The following is a 22,261-nucleotide window of genomic DNA, read 5'->3' as shown; positions in this document are numbered from 1 at the left end:
GGCAATTTCCTGTTATTATATGGAGGTGTTTCAAAAAATGAAGAAATGAAAACGCATTTATATCGTGAATTCTTCATCCTGTTTTAGCGATCGGTAATCTTCTACTCTATTAGTGGGGCATTACCGATCGTTAGAACGATATGTAACTATATTGGTATAGCAAACCGAAGGGAGTCTTGTAATGGACATTTTATTAGCGCTTCTTCCTGCAATTGCATGGGGAAACATCTTATTAGTAAGCGTAAAAATGGGCGGTGGTGCATATAGCCAAACGGTAGGTATGACAATCGGTGCTCTATTCTTCGCAACAATTATGTATGTATTTACTCAACCAGCTTTAACAATGACAATCTTAATTGTTGGTTTTATTTCAGGTTTATTCTGGGCTTTAGGACAAGTAAACCAATTAAAAACAGTTGAAAAACTAGGTGTTTCAACTACTGTAACGATTTCTACTGGTATGCAACTTGTTGCAACTTCTATCTTTGGGGTTATCGCTTTCCGTGAGTGGACTACTACTACAACAATCATTCTGGGAACGATTGCAATCCTATTAATTGTAGTTGGTGTTGTATTCACATCATTAGATGATAAAGAAAATGCTCAGCCACCTGGACAATTGAAAAAAGGACTTCTTACTTTAATTGTTTCTACTTTCGGCTATCTTGTATATGTAATTATTATTCGTTGGTATAATATCGATGGTTGGTCTGCTATTTTACCACAAGCAGTTGGTATGTTTGTTGGTGCAGTTGTACTGACGTCTAAACATAAACCATTTAACAAATATGCAATCCGTAATGCTTTGTCTGGTTTACTATGGGGAACTGGAAACTTATTCTTACTTCTTTCATTACCACGTGTTGGAGTAGCAACAAGCTTCCCATTATCTCAAACCGGAATCGTTATCTCAACATTCGGTGCGATTGTATTCTTAGGTGAAAAGAAAACAAAACGCCAATTGATCTTTATTGCACTCGGTAGTGTTTTAATTATCGGCGGCGCTGTATTACTTGGTATGACAAAAGCATAATCTTATATTCTATTAGTAAACCCCTGAAGCATATATGCTTCAGGGGTTTTTCAATTCGAATTATTTTCTAGATATAATTATTTGTATGTTCTTGCCCCTTATAATTGCTCTTCCACTCTAGCAAACCAGCTACACATATAAAGAGATTAATAACAGCTAATATTAGCATGAATTTCCGCCTTCTCATTATCCATTCCATCTACGGTAAGTCTTTTCTTTTTACAAAATTCTCTTAAAGATGATATCGTTTTTATAACATATCTCTACTAGAAAGGAATAACGGATATGCTAACTAAACATCGAATTTTATTTATTGGTGCCGGTCGTATGGCAGAAGCTATATTTTCCGGATTACTTAAAACAAGCAAAGAGTACATCGAAGAAATTATCGTCTCTAACCGAAGCAACGTAGAAAAGCTAAAACAGTTACAACATCGATATAATGTGTCTACTGCAACAGATTGGAAACAGCATGTTACATCTGTTGATACGGTTGTTTTAGCAATGCCACCTTCTGCTCATGAAGAGTTATTAGCTGAGCTATCTCCGTTACTATCAAATCAACTAGTCGTAACAGTCGCAGCCGGCATTGGACCATCTTATTTAGAAGCTAGACTCCCAAAGGGCACGCCTGTTGCTTGGATTATGCCTAATACAGCTGCTGAAATTGGAAAATCTATCTCCTTATATACAATGGGACAATCAGTAAACGCGATGCATCAAGAAACCCTGCAACTGCTTTTAAAAGGTATTGGTACTTCGCAACTTTGTACTGAGGAAGAAGTTCATCAGCTTACTGCAGTTACTGGAAGTGCACCAGCCTTCCTTTATTACTTTGCTGAAAGCTTAATTGAAACAACAAAAAGTTATGGAGTCGATGAAGAAACCGCAAAACATCTTGTCATTCAAATGATTTCTGGCTCTGCTTCTATGCTCGAACAAACGCAAAATCCAGCTAACCTCCGCGAACAAGTAACAACGCCAGGTGGTTCCACAGCCGAGGGTCTCAAAACTTTATACGAATATAATTTTTCAGAGGCAATTCAAAAAGCAGTAGAAGCAACAAACAAAAAAGCTAGGGGGAAATAATATGATTTTAACAAGTTTAAAAGACTATACAACATTACATAACGGTGTAAAAATGCCTTGGTTTGGTTTAGGTGTTTTTAAAGTAGAAGATGGTTCAGAAGTAATTGATTCTGTAAAAGCAGCAATTAAAAATGGCTACCGCAGCATCGATACTGCAGCAATCTATCAAAATGAAGAAGGCGTTGGACAAGCGATTCGTGAATCCGGTGTTTCACGCGAAGAATTATTTATTACCTCAAAAGTATGGAATAGCGATCAAGGATATGAAACAACACTTCAAGCATTTGAAACTACATTAGAGAAATTAGGTCTAGAATATTTAGATTTATATTTAGTACATTGGCCTGTAAAAGGGAAATATACCGAATCATGGAAAGCATTAGAAAAACTTTATAAAGATGGCCGTGTTCGCGCTATCGGTGTGAGTAATTTCCACATTCACCACTTACAAGACGTATTTGAAATTGCTGAAATTAAGCCAATGGTCAACCAAGTGGAATACCACCCACGTTTAGCACAAGAAGAGTTACATGCATTCTGTAAAGAACATAATATCCAGCTTGAAGCTTGGTCACCATTAATGCAAGGACAACTACTAGATAATCCAACGTTACAAGAAATTGCGACAAAATATAATAAATCAACTGCGCAAATTATTTTACGCTGGGATTTACAAAACGAAGTTGTAACAATTCCCAAATCAATTAAAGAACATCGCATTATTGAAAATGCAAACATCTTCGACTTTGAATTAAGTGCTGATGATATGAAATCAATTCAAGCTTTAAATGAAGATCGTCGCGTTGGTCCAGATCCAGATAACTTTAACTTCTAGTAGAAAAACCACTGCCCTATGCAGTGGTTTTTTTATTTAAGAAAACTGAATATTTAAACTATATTTCATTTAGTTGACACTTCATTATTCAAGGTGTAAGATTTTGAATTATCAAAGAAACACAAAAATTAATAAAATTTATTCGTTTACTCATTGTATCAAGAGAGGTGGAGGGACTGGCCCTTTGAAACCTCGGCAACAGGTTCATTTTGAATACTGTGCCACTTCCTGCAAGCTTTATGCTTGAAAGATAGAATGAGGGACTTCGTTTATATACGGGTGCATAACTTGTACGTGAAAATCCCTCTTTCTCAATATGAAAAGAGGGATTTTTTATTTTTCATTTCCCTCATCATCATCCAAACTTAATTATTTAGGAGGAAAATTAAATGAAAAAGAAGTTTGTACCCGGTATTGCATCAGTTGTAGGAGTAAGTATTTTATTAACTGGTTGCGGTAGTTATAAAAACGAAGCAAGCGGAGCAAATGCAAAAGACGAGGCACCTAGTAAACAGGTTTTAAACTTATCTTCACCTACTGAAATACGAACAATGGATACGGCTCGTGCTACAGATACTGATTCTGGTCAAGTAATGAGAAACGTATTTGAAGGTTTGTATAATCTTGGTGAAGGTAACAAACCTGTTCCTGGTGTTGCAAAATCTCATGAAGTAAGTGGCGATAAAACGAAATACACATTCCATTTGCGAGATTCAAAATGGTCAAACGGCACTCCTGTTACAGCTAAAGATTTTGTGTTCGCTTGGCAAAGAGCCGTAGATCCAGCAACAGCCTCTGAATATGCATTTCTATTCTTTGATATTAAAAACGCAACAAAAATTAACAACAAAGAACTTCCAGCCGACCAACTTGGTGTAAAAGCAGTTGATGACCATACGTTTGAGGTAGAATTGGAGCGTCCTGTTCCGTATTTTATTAGCTTAACAGCGTTCCCAACATTTCTACCCATTAACGAGGAATTCTTTAAAGCACAAGGTGATAAGTACGCTTTAGAAGATAATACAATCTTGTACAACGGAGCTTTTACACTAAGCGATTGGAAGCACGAACAAAGCTTTAAATTCAAGAAAAACCCTACCTATTGGGATAAAGATACTGTCAAACTAGAAGAAATCAATTTTAACGTCGTAAAAGAAAAATCAACAGAAGTAAATTTATTCGAGTCAAAACAATTAGATCGTATAAAACTAACATCTGACTTCGTCGATAAATATAAAAAAGATGCTAACTTTAAAGAACGTCCAAACGTAGGCGTACAATTTTTACGTATGAATCAACAAAACAAAGTGCTTCAAAACGTTTCTGCACGCCAAGCAATTGATCAAACAATTGATAGAAAATCCTTTGTAAATACGTTATTAAATGATGGATCTACACCAACATTTGGTCTCGTTCCAAAAAACTTTGCAAAAGGACCTGAAGGAAAAGACTTCCGTACTGCAAATGGCGATTTAACAAAAGTTGATACAAAATCTGCACAAGAGTTATGGAAAAAAGCTAAACAAGAGCTTGGTTCTGAAAAGATAGCATTAGAATTATTAACGAGTGATGCTGACCTTGATAAGAAAACTGGTGAATTCTTAAAAGGACAACTAGAAAAGAATCTAGATGGATTAACAGTAAATATAAAACCGCAACCGCGTAAGCAACAAGTTTCGCTTTTATTAAAAGGTGACTATGAAATCGGAATTGATGGCTGGAGCCCTGACTTTGCGGATCCAATTACATTCCTTGAGCTATTTACAACGAATAACCCTTATAACTTAGATCATTACTCTAATAAGGAATTCGATGAAACAATAGCAAAAGTGAAAACAACTTTAGCTGGTGATGAAAAAGCTCGCTGGGAAGCATTACTAGCATCCGAGAAAATATTATTTAAAGACTCTGTTATCGCTCCTCTTTACCAAAAAGGCGAATCTTATTTAGAACGTTCTTATGTGAAAGGAATTGTGCAAGTAGACTTTGCAGGTCAATTAAACTTCAAGTGGGCAAAAATTGAAAAATAAAGTGAAACTTTAATAAGTGGGGGTTTCTTCATCCCCACTTATTATTAGCCCACACCAATTGTTTTTTTAGCAAAATATATTTAAAATAGGTTCTCTCACACATGAGAATCTGCTTTTTCAATATATTATTCTAAGAAATTAACAATCTATTTTTATTATTGACATATAGTTCTTTTCAGTGTTAATATTCTAAATAATCAAAGAAACGAAATATTTCACCATCAAAATATAATGTCTACTACGTTGAAACATATAACGATAGATTATAGATCAACATGTATATACATATAGAACACCTGATTACCTATAAACAAATATTTATAATAGGTTTTATCTCCTTCTATAGCTACTTCAGACATGGACATTATGACGTTACGAACAACACATTTAGGGAGGAACGAACAATGAAGAAAAAAGTTATACCTGTTGTTGCATCTGTTTTAGGGGCAAGTCTATTACTAACTGCTTGCGGGGGAAATAAAGATAATGCAAGCGGAGCGAAAGCAAACGATAAAGCACCTGATAAACAGGCAATTAACTTATCATTCGCTTCAGAAATTCCAACAATGGATGTTGCAAAAGCAACGGATGGGGAATCCATGAACGTAATGCGCAATGTTTTTGAAGGGTTATATGCAATGGGAGAAGATAATAAACCGGTTCCTGGTGTCGCTGAGTCGGTTGACATTAGTCCCGATAAAACAAAATATACATTCCATCTGCGTGATTCAAAATGGTCAAACGGTACTCCTGTTACAGCAAAGGACTTTGCCTTCGCTTGGCAACGTGCCGTAAATCCTGATACAGCAGCTGAATACGCATTCTTATTCTTCGATATAAAGAATGCGAAACAAATAAACCAAAAACAATTGCCAATTGATCAACTAGGGGTCAAAGCTGTCGATGACAAAACGTTAGAAGTACAACTAGACCGTCCTGTTCCCTACTTCTTAAGCTTAACGACATTCTCAACATTCTTACCAATTAATGAAGAGTACTTAAAATCTCAAGGTGATAAATATGGTTTGGAAACAAATCATTTAATTTACAACGGTGCTTTCACATTAGAGAACTGGAAACATGAACAAAGCTTCCAATTGAAGAAAAACCTTAACTATTGGGATGCTAAAACGGTAAAATTAGAAGAAATCAACTTCAATGTCGTTAAAGATAAGTCTACAGAAGTGAACTTATATGATTCAGGACAAATTGATCGCGTTGCTTTAACTGCAGAGTTTGTTGATAAATATAAGAGCGATCCAAACTTCAAGGAACGCGCTGAAGTCGGCATTCAATTCTTACGACTAAATCAGAAAAATGAAACATTAAAAAATCAACATGCACGCCTTGCTATTAACGGCGCAATGAATAAAAAAGCTTACGTAGAAACAATTTTAAATAACGGCGCTGTTCCAGCTGAAGGAATGGTTCCTGCGAAATTCGCAAAGAGCCCAGAAGGCAACGACTTCCGTAAAGAAAATGGAAATCTAGTCAAGGATGATGTGAAAACAGCGAAAGAAAACTGGAAAAAAGCAAAACAAGAACTTGGTACTGACAAAGTAACAATCGAACTATTAACAAGTGACAATGCTTTAGCTAAAAAGACTGGCGAATATTTAAAAGGTGAATTAGAAAAAAACTTAGACGGATTAACAGTGAATTTAAAACCACAACCACGTAAACAACAGCTAAAACTACTATTAAGTGGAGACTATGAAATTGGTATTGACGGCTGGGGCCCTGACTTCGCTGATCCAATTACATTCTTAGATCTATTTACAACAGATAGTGCTTATAACTTCGATAAATACTCTAACAAAGAGTACGATGAGCTAATTCATAAAGTGAAAACAGATTTAGCTGGCGATGAAAAAGCACGCTTTGAAGCAATGAAGCAAGCTGAAAAAATTCTATTACAAGACGGCGCTGTCGCTCCTTTATACCAACAAGGTCGTTCTTACTTACAACGCTCTTTCATTAAAGGACTTGTAACAACTGACTTCGGTGGTGAGTTTAACTACAAGTGGACAGAAGTTGCAAAGTAACAAAAGTAAAAGGTATCCCATGAAGGATACCTTTTTACTTTTATACAACTTTAACTACAGAGCTTCCTCTTCCCTTTGCCATTCCTTTTATAGCTAAAATCATACCTGCTACTAATTGTATAACCAATACAATAACTAATAATGAAATAATATTTCTTTCTAAACTAACTCCTCCAAATATTATTGTATAATAGCCATTTCCTGCATATATTGCAGGAAATAATTCACCGATTGTTTGATATGTTTTAGAAAGCATTTCATGTGGTACAATTACACCCAAACTTACAAGTTGTAACGATAGTGAGATGATATTGAAAATCATACCTGCATCTCCAAAAACAGTTACAAACATTTGTGTTAATGAAAGAAAGGCGAAGAAGACTATTGTCAATAATCCTCTTTTCCTTCTTTTTGCATTGAACCAAAACTCATCATAAATATAAACACAAACATCAAATATGTTCTCCACGTCAAAGAAGGTATATGCCCTGACCAAAGATAGCTAACTAAATAATTAATTCCCATAATACAAGACGATATTACTAAACTAATACTTATTAGTTTTACATATTTGAGCATATCTTTTCTCCTTGTTTTTTATTTTTCTACTTCTTCAAATTGTAGATTCACTGGCTCTTCTAAAAGTGTTTCATAAAAGTTCTCTGCCAAATCTGTTGAAGGAATTTTTTCATCTACTTCATCAAATCGAATACTATCTAGCCACACACAACCTTCTCCTGATAATAAAACACCAAATGCAATACCAAGTGCTTCTTCTTTTATATCTAATACAACCGAGTACGATTGCCAGTTATTCGTATTTTTAATGGGGCGATTTTGCATATTATCCATAGCGAGCGGTTCTGTATCTTTTCCATCTACTCGCATCCACAATCCTGCCCAATCTCTTACATTTTCACTCTTAATAAATGCTGTAAAACGTAATCTCTTTCCTACATATTTATCCGCTCGGAACATTTGCATTAATGTTGAAAATCCTCCGTGCGTAACATTCTCTTTTGCTTTTATGTATGCAGATACTTTCCCCTGATGGACAACTTCATAATCTAAACCCATCTCATATTCAGCAGGATGACTTCCACTTAAGATCCATCCTTTCGGTATACCTTTTTGCATTGAAACACCCTCTCTTTCTATATAAAATGACTGAAAGTACTTTCGATATTTCTTTGGTGGCAATTGAAACATTCTTTTAAAAGCTCTCGTAAATGCCTCTTGTGAGGAAAAACCGTATTGCACTGCAATATCAATAACAGCTCTCTCCGTTGACACTAAAACTTGCGCAGCATGAGTTAACCTTCTCTTTCGAATATAATCTGTTACACTCATCCCAACATATCTTTGAAAGATGCGATGAAAATGGTACATCGATACTGCACTGTGAGATGCCACTCTTTCTGTTGTAAGCTCCTCATGTAAGTGATTCTCTATATATTCAATTGATTTTTTTATTATCTCTTTATATTCTTCATGCATTTTAGCCCCTCCTCACAACTTCAATTTACCATATACATACAAATCTTTTTTGATTTAAATTGCGGATTAGCCCTTGCAACTACAGAATAATAATTTATTTTCAACACATACATAATTACATGTTTTTGGGAAAAACTTGTATAGAACGAATTTACATAAGGAGGAATTTATAATGAGAATTCTACTATCAGTTTTATTAGCTCTTATGCTAGTACCTGCATTAACAGGATGTAAAGCTCCTGCAAAAGAAGACACAACTTCTAATAAAAAGACGACTGAAGAAGCAAAAAATGAGGCTCCTGCAGATTTAAAACTAAACTTCAATGAATTCGATTTAAAGGCAGACTACCAAGATACAAAGAAAGACTACGAAGCAGACTATAAAAATGTAGCAGCTGATAAGAAAATGGAAGCAAAAATTGAAGATCATAAAGCAGATGTAAAATTAACAGGAGACGAGGCTATCACAAAATTAAGCCCACTCTTACAAGAATTAAAATTTGATAAAAATACTGCTGACCAAGAAGTAATCGATCAAGTAGTGAACGTGTTCAAACTTGATAAAGACTATCAAAAATTTGATTTAGAAGTTGTCTTCTCTGATGGAACGAAAAAAGAATACAAAAGAGAAATAAAATAAAGAGGTAGGCGGTAGTAAGAAGAAAAAATAACCTTGCACAGGCAAGGTTATTTTTTCATTTCTGCTTGAAAACGTTTATAGTATGTTGATGCTGTTGCAAAATTAATTTCTATATCACGAATCAACGATGAATCTTCTTCTTTAGCTAACTTCTGTAATTTTTTCATTGCTTGCTCCGATTCATTCAAGAAACCAACATATACTTCATGTTCTTGCTCTTTCGACTTCGGCACACGAATTTCTTTACGTATATGATCAATATCTTCTAACATGCTCGTTGTTACCTTTTGCACATCTTCTTTATATGTAGCAGTCGTTATTTCCTTACCGCCCTTTTCTTTTGCTACTTCAAATAACTGCAGTGCTTTATTAATTTCTTTATTCATTTTCGTATCGTATTTTTCATGTACTGCACGGTATTCTTTCATCTCTTCTGTTTGTTCTGTAGATTGCTCTACCTTTTCTTTCGGTTCTTTCGTATCTTTATTTCCATTACATCCTGCTAGAAGGAGCATTCCTCCCATTACGGCAATACCCAAAACCTTCTTCATCTCTTCTTCTCCTTTTATCTACAACTATTACTCATTATAGTTTCTTTTATCTCCACTTGTTATTATACCGAGAACATCCTACTTTTTACACTTAAGACGACACCGTAATATATATACCAACATGTTTGTCACAGTATCGTCACTTTATACAAATAATTTTTGCAATGCTTTACTACATCACCTTACAAAACTGTATGAGGTATTTCAAAGAAATGAAAAAAGAACTGATTCAAACATTCCCTTTGAATCAGTTCTTTTTTGTTAAGCCTCTAGATTTTGTTTTTGTTGCAGTTCAAACTGTTTCTCACTTCTTCTGGCCATAAATAGATAACATAACACTGCTCCTACTTCACAAAGCGCAATAACAATACCCATCGGTAATGCTGTATTACTTCCACCGATACCTACTAGCGGAGCAACAAGAGCTCCTGAAATAAACTGTAATAAACCTAATAAAGCTGATGCTGTTCCTGCAGCTTGTTTCTGATTTCTCATCGCTAATGAGAACCCAGTTGTTGATACAACCCCGACACTTGATACAACAAGGAATAACGAACATAAAACACCAATTAAACCTATTCCTAGTACGATTGTCAGTAGTAAAGATAGACCACCAACAGCTGCGATAATAATACCCGCAACAAATAATGTCTTCTCATTCACTTTCCCCGCTAAACGACCCGTTACCTGACTAGCAATAATAATACCGATGCCGTTAATCGCAAAGAATAAACTAAATTGCTGTGGTGATGCTCCGTATATGTTCTGCAACACAAATGGTGAGCCCGAAATGTATGCAAACATTGCCGCTGTTACTAATCCTTGTGACAATGCATATCCCATAAACAGACGGTCCTTTAACAATTTTCCGTACGTCGCCAAAGTCCCTGACAAACCACCCGTTTCTCTTTCTTCAGGAGGTAATGTTTCACGTAATACAAAAGTAGCTGAGATTAACATGAATACGCTAATTGCTCCAAGAACGATGAAAACACCGCGCCACGTTGTAAACTGTAACAATTGCCCCCCAATAATCGGTGCCAAAATAGGTGCTGCTCCGTTTACTAACATAAGCAGTGAGAAAAACTTCGTCATTTCAGAACCTGAGTACATATCTCTTACCATCGCACGTGATATAACAATCCCGGCTGATCCTGAAGCTCCTTGTAGGAAGCGCAATAATACTAATGTCCAAATAGATGGCGCAACAGCACAAAGTAAAGAAGAAGCAACATAAATAATAAGAGCAATAATAAGTGGTTTGCGTCTTCCGTAAATATCACTAATTGAGCCAACAAATAATTGCCCTACTGAAAGCCCAAGTAAACAAGCTGTTAATGTAAGCTGCGCTAGGGATGCACCTGTTTGCAAGTCATCCGTTAACTTCGGTAATGAAGGCAAATACATATCAATAGATAATGGCCCAATTGCCGTAAGTGTCCCTAATACAAGAATCATCCACAACCTGTTTGCCTTTACAGGTTTATATATTTCGTGATTAACTTCATTCACTTTTTCAATTCACCCTTTCCTATACACACTGAATCGTAACAATTATAGTTACATCATAAACATACGTCAAGTACAGTGCATTTTCCTCTTTCATAATGTAAAAAAAGCGATAGAAATTCTACCGCTTTACTTTTTCACATTGCTATTCGTAAATTTAGATACCGAGGCCATCGTCTCTCCCGTATCTAAATATGTAATTTGAATTGGATCTCCTACTTCTGTAAACATAGCATATGGAAATTTCTTCACTGGTATCATAAATACCTTTTGTTCATTCTCTAAAAGTACGTACACGATTGTATTTTCACCAGATTTTTCTTTATATACACGTTGTACAATACCTTCTTTTTGCGCTTCTTTTCCTGTTGAGGTTGGTCTAAATGTATCACCATTACCGCTCATTACGTTTTTATAATTCTCAAGCGCTTCTTTCTGCGAAGAACCTGTCGCAAATATTTTTGCATTAGCAGCATATACAACTGTATGCGCACGTACTAGGCCTCCGTCATCAACAACCGGAATAATCCAAGCTGGTTTACCGTATACGTTATAAATGACAGGCATTGTCCCATGCCATTTCTCTCTCTTAAAGGAATTATCCACTACTTCTGTAGCTGCTGAACCATCCATAATCCCCTTTACTTCTTTTCCATTATAATAATATAGCTTGCCTGTGCGTGCATCTACTAATGAATAGCCTAGAGCTGAATCTACTCCTTCTTTTGGAGAAGTAAAGTCTGTAAAATAATACAGTGTTCCATCTTTACCAAAAATCGGGGTCACGCCTTCTTTCGTTCCCCACTCAGTCGGAATTTTCATATCTGTTTGTGAAAATTTCGTATTCCAAAATCCGTGAATATATTTACCAAAGTACGTATTTAACGTAGATGCAGTCTCATGATTTAATACACCATCAACAAATTTAGGTGCCTTTCCTTTATCATATCTTTTCACTTCACCTGTTTGTGCATCTACTACGACAACACCTTCTACCTCAAATCCAGATCTTCCTGAAATAAATTCACCATACGTCATTGTATAATATGGTTTTCCTTTATCATCAACCTCAAATTTAGGTTTTCCTTTAAAGATTAAATTTGGTTCTGCTTGCCTTACCACACGCTCTAAATTATTACCAAAAAACATGCTTGGCACATATTTCATTTTATAACCGAGGTGCAGTTTCGCTTCCGCATCAGGATTCGTACCTGACATCGTTACATACCCTGGAATTGTCTCAGCTTTACGTGCTTTAAAAAAACCTGAAACTTCAATCGGCGCTACATATAAAGCTTCGCCGTTTACCATTTGTGGCGTTAATTCTCCTAGCTCAAAATAAGCTACTTTTGGAATATCACCAAATACTTTTTTCATCTTATTCTCCGCTGTCTTTGGCGGCACTGTAAACGGCTGGTCATTTTCAGTAAATGGCTCTGAAATATCTTTCTCTACCTTAACAACAGAATCATATTTCTTTTGCGAGATTACTATATCGTGCAAATAACCAAAGTAGCCGTAACTTGCGAGTAAAATAAACATTAGAAGTCCTTTTAATGTACCTTCTAATTTCCCTATTTGATCTTGTGAAAATAAAACAAGCCCAATTAAAATTGCTACTGCAACAGAATAATGAGTAAGAATCGAATCTACTCGATCATCAATTAGCCAAAAGTATTCATAGATTGCAATACCTATCCAAAATAAAACAGGAATAACTAAAATAGATGATTTCTTACCCTTTACAACCTTCTTATCTCCCTTCTTATCCACTGCTCGAAGCTTACTACTACTTCTTGTCCATGGAATCAAAAACAAAGTAAGAATAGCTAAAACTACAAATTTCATCAAAGGCACTGTCCCCTTTTCTTTTGTATTCCCTTTTAGTATAACAAATAAAGGGTATTAAGGTGAAAATAGGAATAGTTATTTTTTTTTACTACTTAATACAATCCCGCTCACTACATATAAAATAGATGCAATATAAAAAATTGTACCAATTGTAAAGAAATCTACTAAATATCCCGTGGCAATAACCGCTACTGCTCCGCCAATGGATGTCCACACATGGTATTTTCCAATCTCATAACCAGCCTTTTCCTGCGCAACCTTTCGTGCTAACGAAGTCTTCTCAGTATTACGCTGCACAGCACCTAAAACGCCCATTACAATTTGAAGAATATACACATGCCAAACTTCCGTGGCAATTGGAAAGCAAAGCATTAAGATTGCCATGGACCAAGCGTATATGATTAATAATTTTTTATCCCCTACTTGATCAGATACCTTTCCCACTAGTGGATATACAAGTGCTGATGTTAAAGCAAATAAGCCATACGCCCAGCCAAATTGCGAGAAGCTATTTCCAACGTTTCGAAGCAATAATATATAAAAAGGAAATACCATACTTCCTGCCATCATGATGATACTTTGCGAAGCCACAAATCTTCTATATGTCATTTCGTATACTCCCTATAAAATAAATTCACAAATCTCTCTTCTGAATCTACTTCCTTCTTTTTCTTGAGAAATTCTTCAATGCGAGGATATGCCCTCTTTAACTGCTCTTTCGTTGGATAAGAATAATACGGCAAATAGTAACTACCATTATGCTTTAAAGTAACATCAATCATCTTTCGAATGACATCCTCTGTTTTCTTTATCTCACTCTCTGAGCGTCCCTGGTTAATCAAAAGAACCAGCGCAAACATATCATCTTTCGCATAGGACAAAACTGCATTTTCATTCTTTTCCACGTAACGAATCGTAATGTTGAGTAAATTAAACTCTTCTTCATTTAATACGTTACGTAAATCATCTATATACTCTGTGAAAGCATCTATAGGCACAAAGTATTCTTGTAACACTTCGGTCCTATTTGGATTTTCATATTCCATAAAAGCACTATCTGATCTCATAACATTATTACGCGTCTCATAATTTCCATCTGTACGTTCAAAATAACCTCTTTGTATATCCCAAAATGTATTCTTTCCCCAATCACTATAACGTGATAAACCAAGTAAAAATTTCGGTGCAGCTATAATATTTTCTTCCTTTAATTCACTGTACTCTTCTCTCATATTTTGATTTTGTGCCAAAGTATAATCTGTCACATACATCTCTTTTAAAAATGAATTTGGAGCAACAGAAATACGCGCTAAGTGCATACGAACATTCTCATCTCTTTTCACTTTCTCTTTGAAATAAGATGCGTATTCTTTATAATCTATCATTCTCGTGTGCATTTCATATAATTCATCATCTGTTAACTTCAGCGTCACATCTAAAATAACTCCAAATAAACCGTAACCCCCAATGACATATGGAAATAACTCTGCATTTTCTTCTCTACTTACATTACGTACCGTGCCATCTGCCATTAACAATCTAAATGAATCTACTGTATCAATCAGTGCCTCATGACGAATATCACGCCCGTGTACATTTACACTTAATAAACCGCCAACAGTAAAAATATTTTGAGACTGCATGACCTGTACCGCAAGGCCATAAGGATTTATTTTCTTCTGAATATCATTCCAGGTGACACCACTTTGAACTGTAATCCGCTTCTTCTCTGGATCAAATTCTAATATTTTATTATATCCTTTCATATCGAGCATCGTGCCATTCGGATAATATGTCTGTCCTCCTTGGCTATGTTGCATGCCTGCAATGGAAATTTTCTCTCCTGAAACTTTTGCATCTCGCACTAATTTTATTAACGAGTGCTCTTCCGTAGCACTTTCAACACGTTTTATTTTTGTCGGAAGCAATTTACCTACATCACTCATAATAGGATGATCAATTTGTTTTTTATACGTATGTACAGACGTTGCAAGCAAAACCGTATATGCGACAATGACCACTGCTATCTTTCTTTTTTTCAAAGGACACTCTCCTTATTAGCAACAAAAAGAGATACCCGTTCTTTCAGGTACCTCTCTTGACAGTGATTACTTTGCTGCTGGCAATTGTATTGGATCAAATTTATCATACGATGTAAACTTTGCATCCGTAATAATGTGCGCTTTATCCTCACCATTGCTACTCATAACCATATCTATCTTTGCTGATTCATATTTAAAATCTTTTGTAATAATATATTCCCCATCTATTTCTTCTATCTTTGCATTTTGGCCTTGTAGCATTTGTTTCTGCTTTTCATCCATACTAGCTAACATACTCTCTGTCTCTTGCCCTTTTAATGCAAACTTCAGCTTATAATTATCTCCACTTTTCTCCATCTTCACTTTATTTAAAATTTCCGATGGAATCTCTAAATTATCTACCATTCCTTGAGTCGCGTTCATTCCGTTAGCATTCAATTGTTCCTCTGGTACAGACATAATTTCACCCGTATTAGGATTTTTTAACTGACCAGCAATTTTGCCACCCACATCATAAACAACAACCTCTGTACCAGAAACATTCATTTCAGAACGAGAATTTTTTTTCTTCGGCTCTAGTTGCATTTTAGCCTTTATTACATTCATCTCTGTTCCTTCAGCCTTTATTCCCACATCATATGTCATCGTTACATTTTCTTCGTTTTTAAAAGCTTCATTCGCTTTATTAAAAACATCCTTCGCTGTTAATTCCTTTTCTTTCTGCACAGCTTCTTTTTTCGGTTCGTCAGTCTTTTTTGTTTTCTCATTACTACACCCTACTCCTAGACCGACTGCAAGTACTAAACTTGAAATTAAAATAAGTTTTTTCATAACGTCCCCTCCTTCCCAAAAATAATATCATCTCTTTTCCTATGAAATCTATATAATTCGTAATATTTATCTTTAAATTTATTTCCTATATAACAACATGTTTGAGAAAAAGTTTAAATATGATGTAAATAATAACAACTCATTTCAGGAGGTCATTATGAAAGCGATTATTTGTACAAAGTACGGACCACCTAATGTTCTCCAGCTTCAAAATGTAGAAAAGCCTAAACCTAAAAAAAATGAAGTATTAGTTAAAATTCACGCAACAAGTGTATCGACTGGAGATTGTAGAATACGTGGCTTTAATAGCCCACTCTTATTTTGGATTCCTATGCGGATCATATTAGGTTTCAGAAAACCGAGAAAACCTATACTTGGCGTAGAGTTATCCGGTGAAATCGAAGACATTGGAACAGATGTAACACAATTTAAAAAAGGAGATCAAGTTTTTGCATTAACAGAACTAAACCTTGGTGGTTATGCGGAATACACATGCGTGCATGAAAGTGGATTAATAGCATTAAAACCTACCAATGTGACATATGAAGAAGCTGCCGTTATTCCTTTCGGCGGAACTTCAGCATTGCACTTCCTTAGAAAAGGACAGATAAAAAAAGGGCAACGAGTACTTATATATGGCGCCTCTGGGTCAGTAGGGACAGCTGCCATACAACTTGCTAAATACTTCGGGGCGACTGTCACAGCCATTTGTAGTAGTTCGAATTTCGATTTAGTAACAACTTTAGGGGCAGACAACGTAATTGATTATATGAAAGAAGATTTTACTAAGCGGGGCGAGCACTACGATATTATATTTGATGCAGTTGGAAAATATAAAAAGTCTCTTTGTACAGATGCATTAATGCCTAATGGAAAATATGTATCTGTGAACGGAATGATGGCAAAGGTCAGTAAAGAAGATATGAACCTGCTAAAACAACTAGCTGAAACAGAAAAGCTAAAACCTGTTATTGATAGAACTTACCGATTAGAAGAAATTGCTGAAGCTCATATATATGTAGAAAAAGGACATAAAAAGGGGAACGTTTCGATTACCTTAAAATAAAATATATTCTGAAAATATTATTGACAATTCTTTTTGTAAGATTTACTATTAGTACCATATTCAAAACTACATACACATACTCTTATCAAGAGTGGCGGAGGGACTGGCCCGATGATGCCCGGCAACCGAGCTTATGACGTATAAGCTAAGGTGCTAATTCCTGCAAAACGAGTTTTCGTTTTGGAAGATAAGAGAGGAATCTATTTCGTCTATTCGGCACCTCTCTTATTTTTGGGAGGTGCTTTTTATTTTGGAACGTATATGAAGGGGGATTTATAGATGAAAAAGGTATTATTAAGCATTGTAAGCGGAGCAGTATTATTATTAGGCGCATGTAGCGTGAGTTCAGATAAAGAGGTAAAAGCATTAGACGAGAAAAAGATTACTGTCGGTGTAACAGGTGGACCACATGAACAAATTTTTGAAAAGGTAAAAGAAGTTGCAGCAAAAGATGGTCTCGAAATTGATATAAAAGTATTTAATGATTATGTAGCGCCAAACGTATCTTTAGATGAAAAAAGCCTTGATGTAAATAGCTACCAAACGAAATCGTATTTAGATGTATTTAAAGCTGAACGCAATATGAAATTAGCTGAAGTATTTTCAACAGTAACATTCCCTATGGGCGTATATTCTAAAGATATAAAAGATGTAAAAGACTTAAAAGAGGGCGACGCAATTGCTGTACCAAATGACCCAACGAATGAACTTCGAGCTTTAAAATTATTTGAAAAAGCAGGGGTTTTAAAAGTTGATCCGAAGGCTACAGAAAAAGCGACTGCAAAAGATGTAATTGAAAATCCAAAAAAATTAAAGATTGTCGAATTAGAGGCATCTCAATTACCAACACAACTAAGTGAAGTGAAAGCAGCTGCTATTAACACAAACTTTGCATTAGGTGCAAAATTAAGTCCAGCGAAAGATTCTATCTTCCGCGAAGGAAAAGATTCACCATATGTGAACTGGGTCGTTGTTCGTACTGAAAATAAAGATGATGCCGTTGTAAATAAATTAAAGAAAGCTTATCAGTCTAAGGAAGTAAAAGAGTTTATCGAGAAAAAATTTGATGGTTCAGTTTTACCATCTTGGTAGGAGCTGACGATAATGATTGAATTACAAAACATATCCAAAGTATTTACAACAAAAAAAGGGAATGTTGAGGCTCTTAAGTCTACTTCCCTTAAAGTAGAAAAAGGCGAGGTATTTGGAATCATTGGGTATAGTGGCGCTGGTAAAAGTACATTGATTCGATGTGTAAATTTATTAGAAAAACCAACGACAGGAAATATCATTGTAAACCAACAAGACTTAACAACATTATCGACAAAAGAACTAGCAAAAGCGAGACAAAGAATCGGAATGATCTTCCAAGGATTCAATTTACTTAAAACTGTTACCGTTTATGAAAATATCGCATTACCGTTACGGCTTGCTGGCATTCCAAAAGCAGAAATTGAAAAAAGAGTAGAAAAGTATTTACGCATTGTCGATCTTTTTAATCGAAAAGATGCGTATCCAAGCGAACTTTCTGGTGGTCAAAAACAGCGTGTTGCAATTGCTCGTGCGCTATCACATGAACCTGAAGTGTTATTAAGTGATGAAGCAACGAGCGCATTAGATCCCGAAACAACCGATTCTATCCTTGATTTGTTATTAAAGATTAACGAAGAAATCGGAATTACGATTTTACTCATTACACATGAAATGAATGTCATCCAGCGTATATGTGACCGCGTTGCTGTTATGGAACATGGATCTGTAGTCGAAAGTGGGACTGTAAAAGATATTTTCACAAACCCACAACATGTAACAACGAAGAAATTTGTAAATAGCGCATTTGCAGCGAAAATTCCAGAAGAGGTACAGAAAGAACTACAAAGTACTGGAGAAATTGTAACACTTTCATTTATTGGCACTACTTCAGGGGAACCTGCCTTAGCCGTTGCCACAAAACGTTTCCAAGTGTATCCGAATATTTTATCCGGTAATATTACGCAGTTAAAACATGAAACATATGGGAAACTAGTCGTTCATATGCAAGGGGAACAAAATGAAATCCACCGTGTTTTATCATTTTTACAAGGGCAAGAAATCATCGTAGAAGGAGGTAGAACAGACTATGGGAAACAAGTCCTTTTTGGATGAATGGGGTAAAGTCATATGGGAAGCAACAATCCAAACATTTCAAATGACATCTATTTCATTACTCATCTCGATCCTTATTGCACTGCCACTTGGCGTCACACTTGTTTTAACGAGACCTGGTGGGCAACGTGAAAATAAAATCATCTATCCTATTCTTAATACAATTATTAATATCATTCGCTCTCTTCCATTTATCATTCTATTATTCTTCATCTTACCTTTTACAAAGTTTCTAATGGGAACGTCCATTGGCGTGCAAGGTGTTATCGTACCGCTTGTCGTCTTCACAGCCCCTTATATCGCACGTTTAATGGAGACAGCTTTACTAGAAGTCGATCGCGGTGTCATTGAAGCCTACCAAGCGATGGGCGTTTCTACTATAAAAATCATTTGGCACGTTATGGTGAAAGAAGCACGTCCCTCCCTTGTACTCGGATTAACAATCGCAACGATCGGCTTAATCGGCGCAACAGCAATGGCTGGCCTTGTAGGTGCTGGCGGGCTAGGGGATTTAGCATACCGCTTCGGACATTTACGCTACGAGCCTGAAGTAATGTATGCAACTGTCTTTATTTTAATTATCCTCGTTCAAGGATTACAGTCTTTAGGGAATGGTGTTGCACGAAGATTGAAGAAAGATTAAAAAAGAAGGCATCTCACCCTGGTGAGATGCCTTCTTTTTTATCTTTTAAATCCACCTTCTGAATGAATAACTTGCCCAGTAATCCACTCGGCTTCTTCACTTACTAGAAATTTAATGAGTCTAGCTGCATCCCTTGGCTCACCAATTCTGCCAAAAGGAAACATCGGCTTTAACCCTTGTTTTATCTCTTCAGTCATCCATCCTGTATCGGTTGGTCCTGGATTAATTGCATTCACTGTTATTCCTAAATGAGCTACCTCTGCTGACAACGTACTAGTAAGAGCATCAATAGCTCCCTTCGTTGTCGCATAAGCTAGTTCTCCTGCCATAGGACCTTGAAATTGCCCCGAAGTAATATTAACAATTCTACCACCAGATTTCTTATCAAATCCCCGAGAAAATTGACTACTTAACAGGGTACTCGCACGAACATTTACCATATAATGCTTATCTAATTCTTCAACAGTCAACGTAGAGAAATCATTATTCGTAGAATATGCTGCATTATTAATTAATATATGAGGGTACCCTAATTGTTCAGTAACTTTATTTATAAGCTCTTTTGGTGCATCATTCTGAGTTAAATCTAACTCCATACTTGATACTTTAACACCGTTTTTTAGTAACTCTTCTTTTAATTGTATTTGTTCATTTTTATCAACGCCCCAAGGCATCTCTTTATCGTAAGCTGTCCAATACGTAAAAAATATATCGTATCCTGATTCAGCTAATTCTTTACAAATCGCTGCCCCTATACCATCTAGACGACTTACCCCTGTAATAACTGCTACTTTATTTTTTAATTGGTTCATCATATACTCCTCCAAGTTTAAAGGACGCATATTTTATATAAGAGATATAAACTTTCCCACAAAAAAGACAGATACATAAAATAGACACCTATCCTTATAAAAGGGATGTACAAGCCAAATATGCATTCCTTGAATGATTTACAGATAACTAAATAAACCCTCGCTTATGAGAGCAAAATTTATCTATCTAGTAGTTTCTAATCATTACAAGTTCATCCACATATTGAGTCTTTGTCTCCTTTACATATATCTCTATTCTTAGTTTATCAAAGCAGATAAAATGTTACAAAAAATAAAACAATTATTCACAACCTATCCTTGTTCACATTCTCTCCATTGTGAATCTTTTCACATTGGATATATAATAAACGTGTAAATACAATATTGGAGGGATTTCAATGGTTATCAATTTTTTAAGAACTGATAAACGTGCTACTTTCATATTATTACTTTTACGGCTTTACATAGGATATACATGGTTCGCTGCTGGGATAGGCAAAGTCTTCGGACAATCTTTTGACGCAAGTGGCTTTCTAAAGGGTGCTATTGCTCAAGCATCAGGGGACCACCCTGCAGTACAAAGTTGGTGGGCAGATTTCCTTCAACATTTTGTCCTTCCAAACGCAGACCTATTTAGCTTTTTAGTTCAATGGGGAGAAATTTTAGTAGGTCTAGGTTTAATTTTAGGCGGATTAACAAAAACAGCTGCATTTTTCGGAATCATAATGAATCTTTCATTTTTATTAAGCGGAACTGTTAGTGTAAACCCAAACCTGCTTATTTTGACTATGTTCATTTTAGTTGCAGGGCAGAACGCTGGACGTATTGGATTAGATGGCTATGTTTTCCCTAAACTTTTCCGTAAAAACAACCACGGAATATATAAATTAAGTAAAACTGCGTAGTAACAATTTACTTTTAAAATATAAATAAGAAAAAGAGCCTGAATATAGGCTCTTTTTCTTATTTATCCTAATTTAAACTTTTAACGAACCACGAAAACCTCTGGCAGCATAGTAAGAGTCTGCTCCATTGTGGTACACGAAAACATGTCCAAAGCGATAATCGCAAAATAGAGCACCACCAAGCTCTCTAATATCTGAAGGTGTTTGTACCCAACTCGATGATTTCATATCAAAATCTCCAAGTTGTTGCAATTCCCGATATTGTTCTTCCGTTAATAGTTCAATGCCCATAGCATTGGCAACATCAATAGCGTTATTTTCTGGTTTATGCTTTTTTCTTGATTCTAACGCTTCAAGATCATAACAAAGACTTCTGCGGCCTTTAGGACTCTCCTTTGAACAATCATAGAAAGTATATTCGTCCTTTTCTTCATCATAACCAATAACATCCGGCTCACCACCAGTTACTTCCATTTCGTTAAGTGACCATAATTTTTCAGCATTAGCTTCTATCTTCGCTTCAACTTTAGCCCATTCAAGACCTTCATGGCGGTTCATGTTTTTCTCAAAACGAGCTTGCAATACTTTCAATAACTCTTCACGTTTTTCTACTAATAAGTCATTTTTATTTCCTGTCATATTAGTCCTCCCTGATATATGTACTGATAGTAGTTTAAGTATATATTTTATAATAAATCATCTCAATATGAAGACCGTTTCAATCATATATCTTGTAC

22 protein-coding genes and 2 riboswitches are annotated in these 22,261 nt (G+C 35.6%); of the genes, 11 read left to right on the top strand and 11 right to left on the bottom strand.

What is annotated here, in order from left to right; translation table 11 throughout:
* Positions 1-181 precede the first annotated feature (181 nt).
* The 5 genes from NST86_RS01090 to NST86_RS01070 all read left to right on the top strand — a co-directional run bounded on the left by NST86_RS01090 (position 182) and on the right by NST86_RS01070 (position 7,032).
* Complete coding sequence (locus NST86_RS01090; RefSeq protein ID WP_000353544.1) at positions 182-1,033, top strand: GRP family sugar transporter; 852 nt, start codon at positions 182-184, stop codon at positions 1,031-1,033.
* Between the two features lie 285 nt (positions 1,034-1,318).
* The gene (proC, locus tag NST86_RS01085) at positions 1,319-2,122 is read left to right on the top strand and encodes a pyrroline-5-carboxylate reductase (RefSeq protein WP_000956280.1); all 804 of its coding nucleotides are present in this window, start codon (positions 1,319-1,321) and stop codon (positions 2,120-2,122) included.
* Position 2,123: 1 nt separating this feature from the next.
* Positions 2,124-2,957 (top strand): aldo/keto reductase, encoded by an 834-nt coding sequence (locus NST86_RS01080; protein WP_000604197.1) that lies wholly within the window; start codon positions 2,124-2,126, stop codon positions 2,955-2,957.
* Positions 2,958-3,109: 152 nt separating this feature from the next.
* Positions 3,110-3,214: riboswitch (SAM riboswitch) on the top strand.
* A gap of 132 nt (positions 3,215-3,346) precedes the next feature.
* Positions 3,347-4,987 (top strand): peptide ABC transporter substrate-binding protein, encoded by a 1,641-nt coding sequence (locus tag NST86_RS01075; protein WP_016118998.1) that lies wholly within the window; start codon positions 3,347-3,349, stop codon positions 4,985-4,987.
* 404 nt (positions 4,988-5,391) lie between these two features.
* Positions 5,392-7,032: a peptide ABC transporter substrate-binding protein gene (locus tag NST86_RS01070; RefSeq protein WP_023520842.1), complete on the top strand. Its 1,641-nt coding sequence runs from the start codon at positions 5,392-5,394 to the stop codon at positions 7,030-7,032.
* Between the two features lie 40 nt (positions 7,033-7,072).
* Here the strand turns inward: NST86_RS01070 and NST86_RS01065 are convergent, their stop codons facing one another.
* The 3 genes from NST86_RS01065 to NST86_RS01055 are packed head-to-tail and all read right to left on the bottom strand — an operon-like array spanning position 7,073 to position 8,529.
* Positions 7,073-7,423 (bottom strand): hypothetical protein, encoded by a 351-nt coding sequence (locus NST86_RS01065; protein ID WP_016118996.1) that lies wholly within the window; start codon positions 7,421-7,423, stop codon positions 7,073-7,075.
* Positions 7,420-7,611, bottom strand: coding sequence for a hypothetical protein (locus NST86_RS01060; RefSeq protein WP_000922547.1), 192 nt, complete (start codon positions 7,609-7,611; stop codon positions 7,420-7,422). Before NST86_RS01060 ends, NST86_RS01065 begins: the two co-directional genes overlap by 4 nt.
* An 18-nt stretch (positions 7,612-7,629) precedes the next feature.
* Positions 7,630-8,529 carry a helix-turn-helix transcriptional regulator gene (locus NST86_RS01055; RefSeq protein WP_000544203.1) on the bottom strand — a complete coding sequence of 300 codons (900 nt, stop codon included), beginning with the start codon at positions 8,527-8,529 and terminating at the stop codon, positions 7,630-7,632.
* A gap of 172 nt (positions 8,530-8,701) precedes the next feature.
* On the opposite strand from NST86_RS01055, the gene NST86_RS01050 reads away from it, so the two are divergent.
* A complete protein-coding gene (locus NST86_RS01050; protein WP_001221553.1) occupies positions 8,702-9,169 on the top strand; it encodes a YusW family protein in 468 nt (155 codons plus the stop codon).
* Between the two features lie 47 nt (positions 9,170-9,216).
* Here the strand turns inward: NST86_RS01050 and NST86_RS01045 are convergent, their stop codons facing one another.
* The 6 genes from NST86_RS01045 to NST86_RS01020 all read right to left on the bottom strand — a co-directional run bounded on the left by NST86_RS01045 (position 9,217) and on the right by NST86_RS01020 (position 15,953).
* Positions 9,217-9,720 (bottom strand): hypothetical protein, encoded by a 504-nt coding sequence (locus NST86_RS01045; protein WP_000756518.1) that lies wholly within the window; start codon positions 9,718-9,720, stop codon positions 9,217-9,219.
* A gap of 261 nt (positions 9,721-9,981) precedes the next feature.
* Positions 9,982-11,241, bottom strand: a complete 1,260-nt coding sequence (locus NST86_RS01040) for a multidrug effflux MFS transporter (protein WP_223153447.1) — start codon at positions 11,239-11,241, stop codon at positions 9,982-9,984.
* A gap of 117 nt (positions 11,242-11,358) precedes the next feature.
* Complete coding sequence (locus tag NST86_RS01035) at positions 11,359-13,077, bottom strand: DUF3981 domain-containing protein (RefSeq protein ID WP_000674048.1); 1,719 nt, start codon at positions 13,075-13,077, stop codon at positions 11,359-11,361.
* A 78-nt stretch (positions 13,078-13,155) separates the two neighbouring features.
* A complete protein-coding gene (locus tag NST86_RS01030; protein WP_061663590.1) occupies positions 13,156-13,689 on the bottom strand; it encodes an MFS transporter in 534 nt (177 codons plus the stop codon).
* A complete protein-coding gene (locus tag NST86_RS01025; protein ID WP_340933011.1) occupies positions 13,686-15,122 on the bottom strand; it encodes an FAD-binding oxidoreductase in 1,437 nt (478 codons plus the stop codon). Before NST86_RS01025 ends, NST86_RS01030 begins: the two co-directional genes overlap by 4 nt.
* Before the next feature lie 66 nt (positions 15,123-15,188).
* Positions 15,189-15,953, bottom strand: a complete 765-nt coding sequence (locus tag NST86_RS01020) for a DUF6612 family protein (RefSeq protein ID WP_000733612.1) — start codon at positions 15,951-15,953, stop codon at positions 15,189-15,191.
* 157 nt (positions 15,954-16,110) lie between these two features.
* Here NST86_RS01020 and NST86_RS01015 point away from each other — a divergent pair, with 157 nt between their 5' ends.
* The 4 genes from NST86_RS01015 (at position 16,111) to NST86_RS01000 (ending at position 19,807) form a co-directional block, all read left to right on the top strand.
* Positions 16,111-17,019, top strand: a complete 909-nt coding sequence (locus NST86_RS01015; protein ID WP_000643864.1) for an NAD(P)-dependent alcohol dehydrogenase — start codon at positions 16,111-16,113, stop codon at positions 17,017-17,019.
* A 79-nt stretch (positions 17,020-17,098) separates the two neighbouring features.
* Positions 17,099-17,213, top strand: a riboswitch (SAM riboswitch).
* 85 nt (positions 17,214-17,298) lie between these two features.
* Positions 17,299-18,111 carry a MetQ/NlpA family ABC transporter substrate-binding protein gene (locus NST86_RS01010; protein ID WP_000756992.1) on the top strand — a complete coding sequence of 271 codons (813 nt, stop codon included), beginning with the start codon at positions 17,299-17,301 and terminating at the stop codon, positions 18,109-18,111.
* A gap of 12 nt (positions 18,112-18,123) precedes the next feature.
* The gene (locus NST86_RS01005; protein WP_061663588.1) at positions 18,124-19,164 is read left to right on the top strand and encodes a methionine ABC transporter ATP-binding protein; all 1,041 of its coding nucleotides are present in this window, start codon (positions 18,124-18,126) and stop codon (positions 19,162-19,164) included.
* Positions 19,139-19,807, top strand: coding sequence for a methionine ABC transporter permease (locus tag NST86_RS01000; protein WP_000527151.1), 669 nt, complete (start codon positions 19,139-19,141; stop codon positions 19,805-19,807). The genes NST86_RS01005 and NST86_RS01000 overlap by 26 nt, the downstream gene beginning before the upstream one ends.
* Positions 19,808-19,845: 38 nt before the next feature.
* Here NST86_RS01000 and NST86_RS00995 read toward each other — a convergent pair whose 3' ends face one another.
* Positions 19,846-20,622 carry an SDR family oxidoreductase gene (locus NST86_RS00995; protein WP_001987627.1) on the bottom strand — a complete coding sequence of 259 codons (777 nt, stop codon included), beginning with the start codon at positions 20,620-20,622 and terminating at the stop codon, positions 19,846-19,848.
* A gap of 395 nt (positions 20,623-21,017) precedes the next feature.
* Here NST86_RS00995 and NST86_RS00990 point away from each other — a divergent pair, with 395 nt between their 5' ends.
* The gene (locus NST86_RS00990) at positions 21,018-21,524 is read left to right on the top strand and encodes a DoxX family membrane protein (RefSeq protein WP_000236358.1); all 507 of its coding nucleotides are present in this window, start codon (positions 21,018-21,020) and stop codon (positions 21,522-21,524) included.
* A gap of 72 nt (positions 21,525-21,596) precedes the next feature.
* Here the strand turns inward: NST86_RS00990 and NST86_RS00985 are convergent, their stop codons facing one another.
* Positions 21,597-22,163 carry a DUF4256 domain-containing protein gene (locus tag NST86_RS00985; protein WP_000147389.1) on the bottom strand — a complete coding sequence of 189 codons (567 nt, stop codon included), beginning with the start codon at positions 22,161-22,163 and terminating at the stop codon, positions 21,597-21,599.
* Positions 22,164-22,261 lie beyond the last annotated feature (98 nt).

Source organism: Bacillus sp. FSL L8-0199 (assembly GCF_038005705.1).
GTDB classification, from domain to species: domain Bacteria; phylum Bacillota; class Bacilli; order Bacillales; family Bacillaceae_G; genus Bacillus_A; species Bacillus_A cereus.
Note: the sequence above shows the minus strand (reverse complement) of the source record. Positions and strands in the feature narration are given on the sequence as shown.

What these genes read in the sequence shown, in the direction of transcription:
- NST86_RS01035 (WP_000674048.1), bottom strand. Translation starts at nt 13,077, where the DNA reads ATGAAATTTGTAGTTTTAGCTATTCTTACTTTGTTTTTGATTCCATGG.
- NST86_RS00990 (WP_000236358.1), top strand. Translation starts at nt 21,018, where the DNA reads ATGGTTATCAATTTTTTAAGAACTGATAAACGTGCTACTTTCATATTA.
- NST86_RS00985 (WP_000147389.1), bottom strand. Translation starts at nt 22,163, where the DNA reads ATGACAGGAAATAAAAATGACTTATTAGTAGAAAAACGTGAAGAGTTA.
- proC (WP_000956280.1), top strand. Translation starts at nt 1,319, where the DNA reads ATGCTAACTAAACATCGAATTTTATTTATTGGTGCCGGTCGTATGGCA.
- NST86_RS01010 (WP_000756992.1), top strand. Translation starts at nt 17,299, where the DNA reads ATGAAAAAGGTATTATTAAGCATTGTAAGCGGAGCAGTATTATTATTA.
- NST86_RS01000 (WP_000527151.1), top strand. Translation starts at nt 19,139, where the DNA reads ATGGGAAACAAGTCCTTTTTGGATGAATGGGGTAAAGTCATATGGGAA.
- NST86_RS01080 (WP_000604197.1), top strand. Translation starts at nt 2,124, where the DNA reads ATGATTTTAACAAGTTTAAAAGACTATACAACATTACATAACGGTGTA.
- NST86_RS01015 (WP_000643864.1), top strand. Translation starts at nt 16,111, where the DNA reads ATGAAAGCGATTATTTGTACAAAGTACGGACCACCTAATGTTCTCCAG.
- NST86_RS01060 (WP_000922547.1), bottom strand. Translation starts at nt 7,611, where the DNA reads ATGCTCAAATATGTAAAACTAATAAGTATTAGTTTAGTAATATCGTCT.
- NST86_RS01020 (WP_000733612.1), bottom strand. Translation starts at nt 15,953, where the DNA reads ATGAAAAAACTTATTTTAATTTCAAGTTTAGTACTTGCAGTCGGTCTA.
- NST86_RS01005 (WP_061663588.1), top strand. Translation starts at nt 18,124, where the DNA reads ATGATTGAATTACAAAACATATCCAAAGTATTTACAACAAAAAAAGGG.
- NST86_RS01090 (WP_000353544.1), top strand. Translation starts at nt 182, where the DNA reads ATGGACATTTTATTAGCGCTTCTTCCTGCAATTGCATGGGGAAACATC.
- NST86_RS00995 (WP_001987627.1), bottom strand. Translation starts at nt 20,622, where the DNA reads ATGATGAACCAATTAAAAAATAAAGTAGCAGTTATTACAGGGGTAAGT.
- NST86_RS01030 (WP_061663590.1), bottom strand. Translation starts at nt 13,689, where the DNA reads ATGACATATAGAAGATTTGTGGCTTCGCAAAGTATCATCATGATGGCA.
- NST86_RS01070 (WP_023520842.1), top strand. Translation starts at nt 5,392, where the DNA reads ATGAAGAAAAAAGTTATACCTGTTGTTGCATCTGTTTTAGGGGCAAGT.
- NST86_RS01055 (WP_000544203.1), bottom strand. Translation starts at nt 8,529, where the DNA reads ATGCATGAAGAATATAAAGAGATAATAAAAAAATCAATTGAATATATA.
- NST86_RS01075 (WP_016118998.1), top strand. Translation starts at nt 3,347, where the DNA reads ATGAAAAAGAAGTTTGTACCCGGTATTGCATCAGTTGTAGGAGTAAGT.
- NST86_RS01050 (WP_001221553.1), top strand. Translation starts at nt 8,702, where the DNA reads ATGAGAATTCTACTATCAGTTTTATTAGCTCTTATGCTAGTACCTGCA.
- NST86_RS01045 (WP_000756518.1), bottom strand. Translation starts at nt 9,720, where the DNA reads ATGAAGAAGGTTTTGGGTATTGCCGTAATGGGAGGAATGCTCCTTCTA.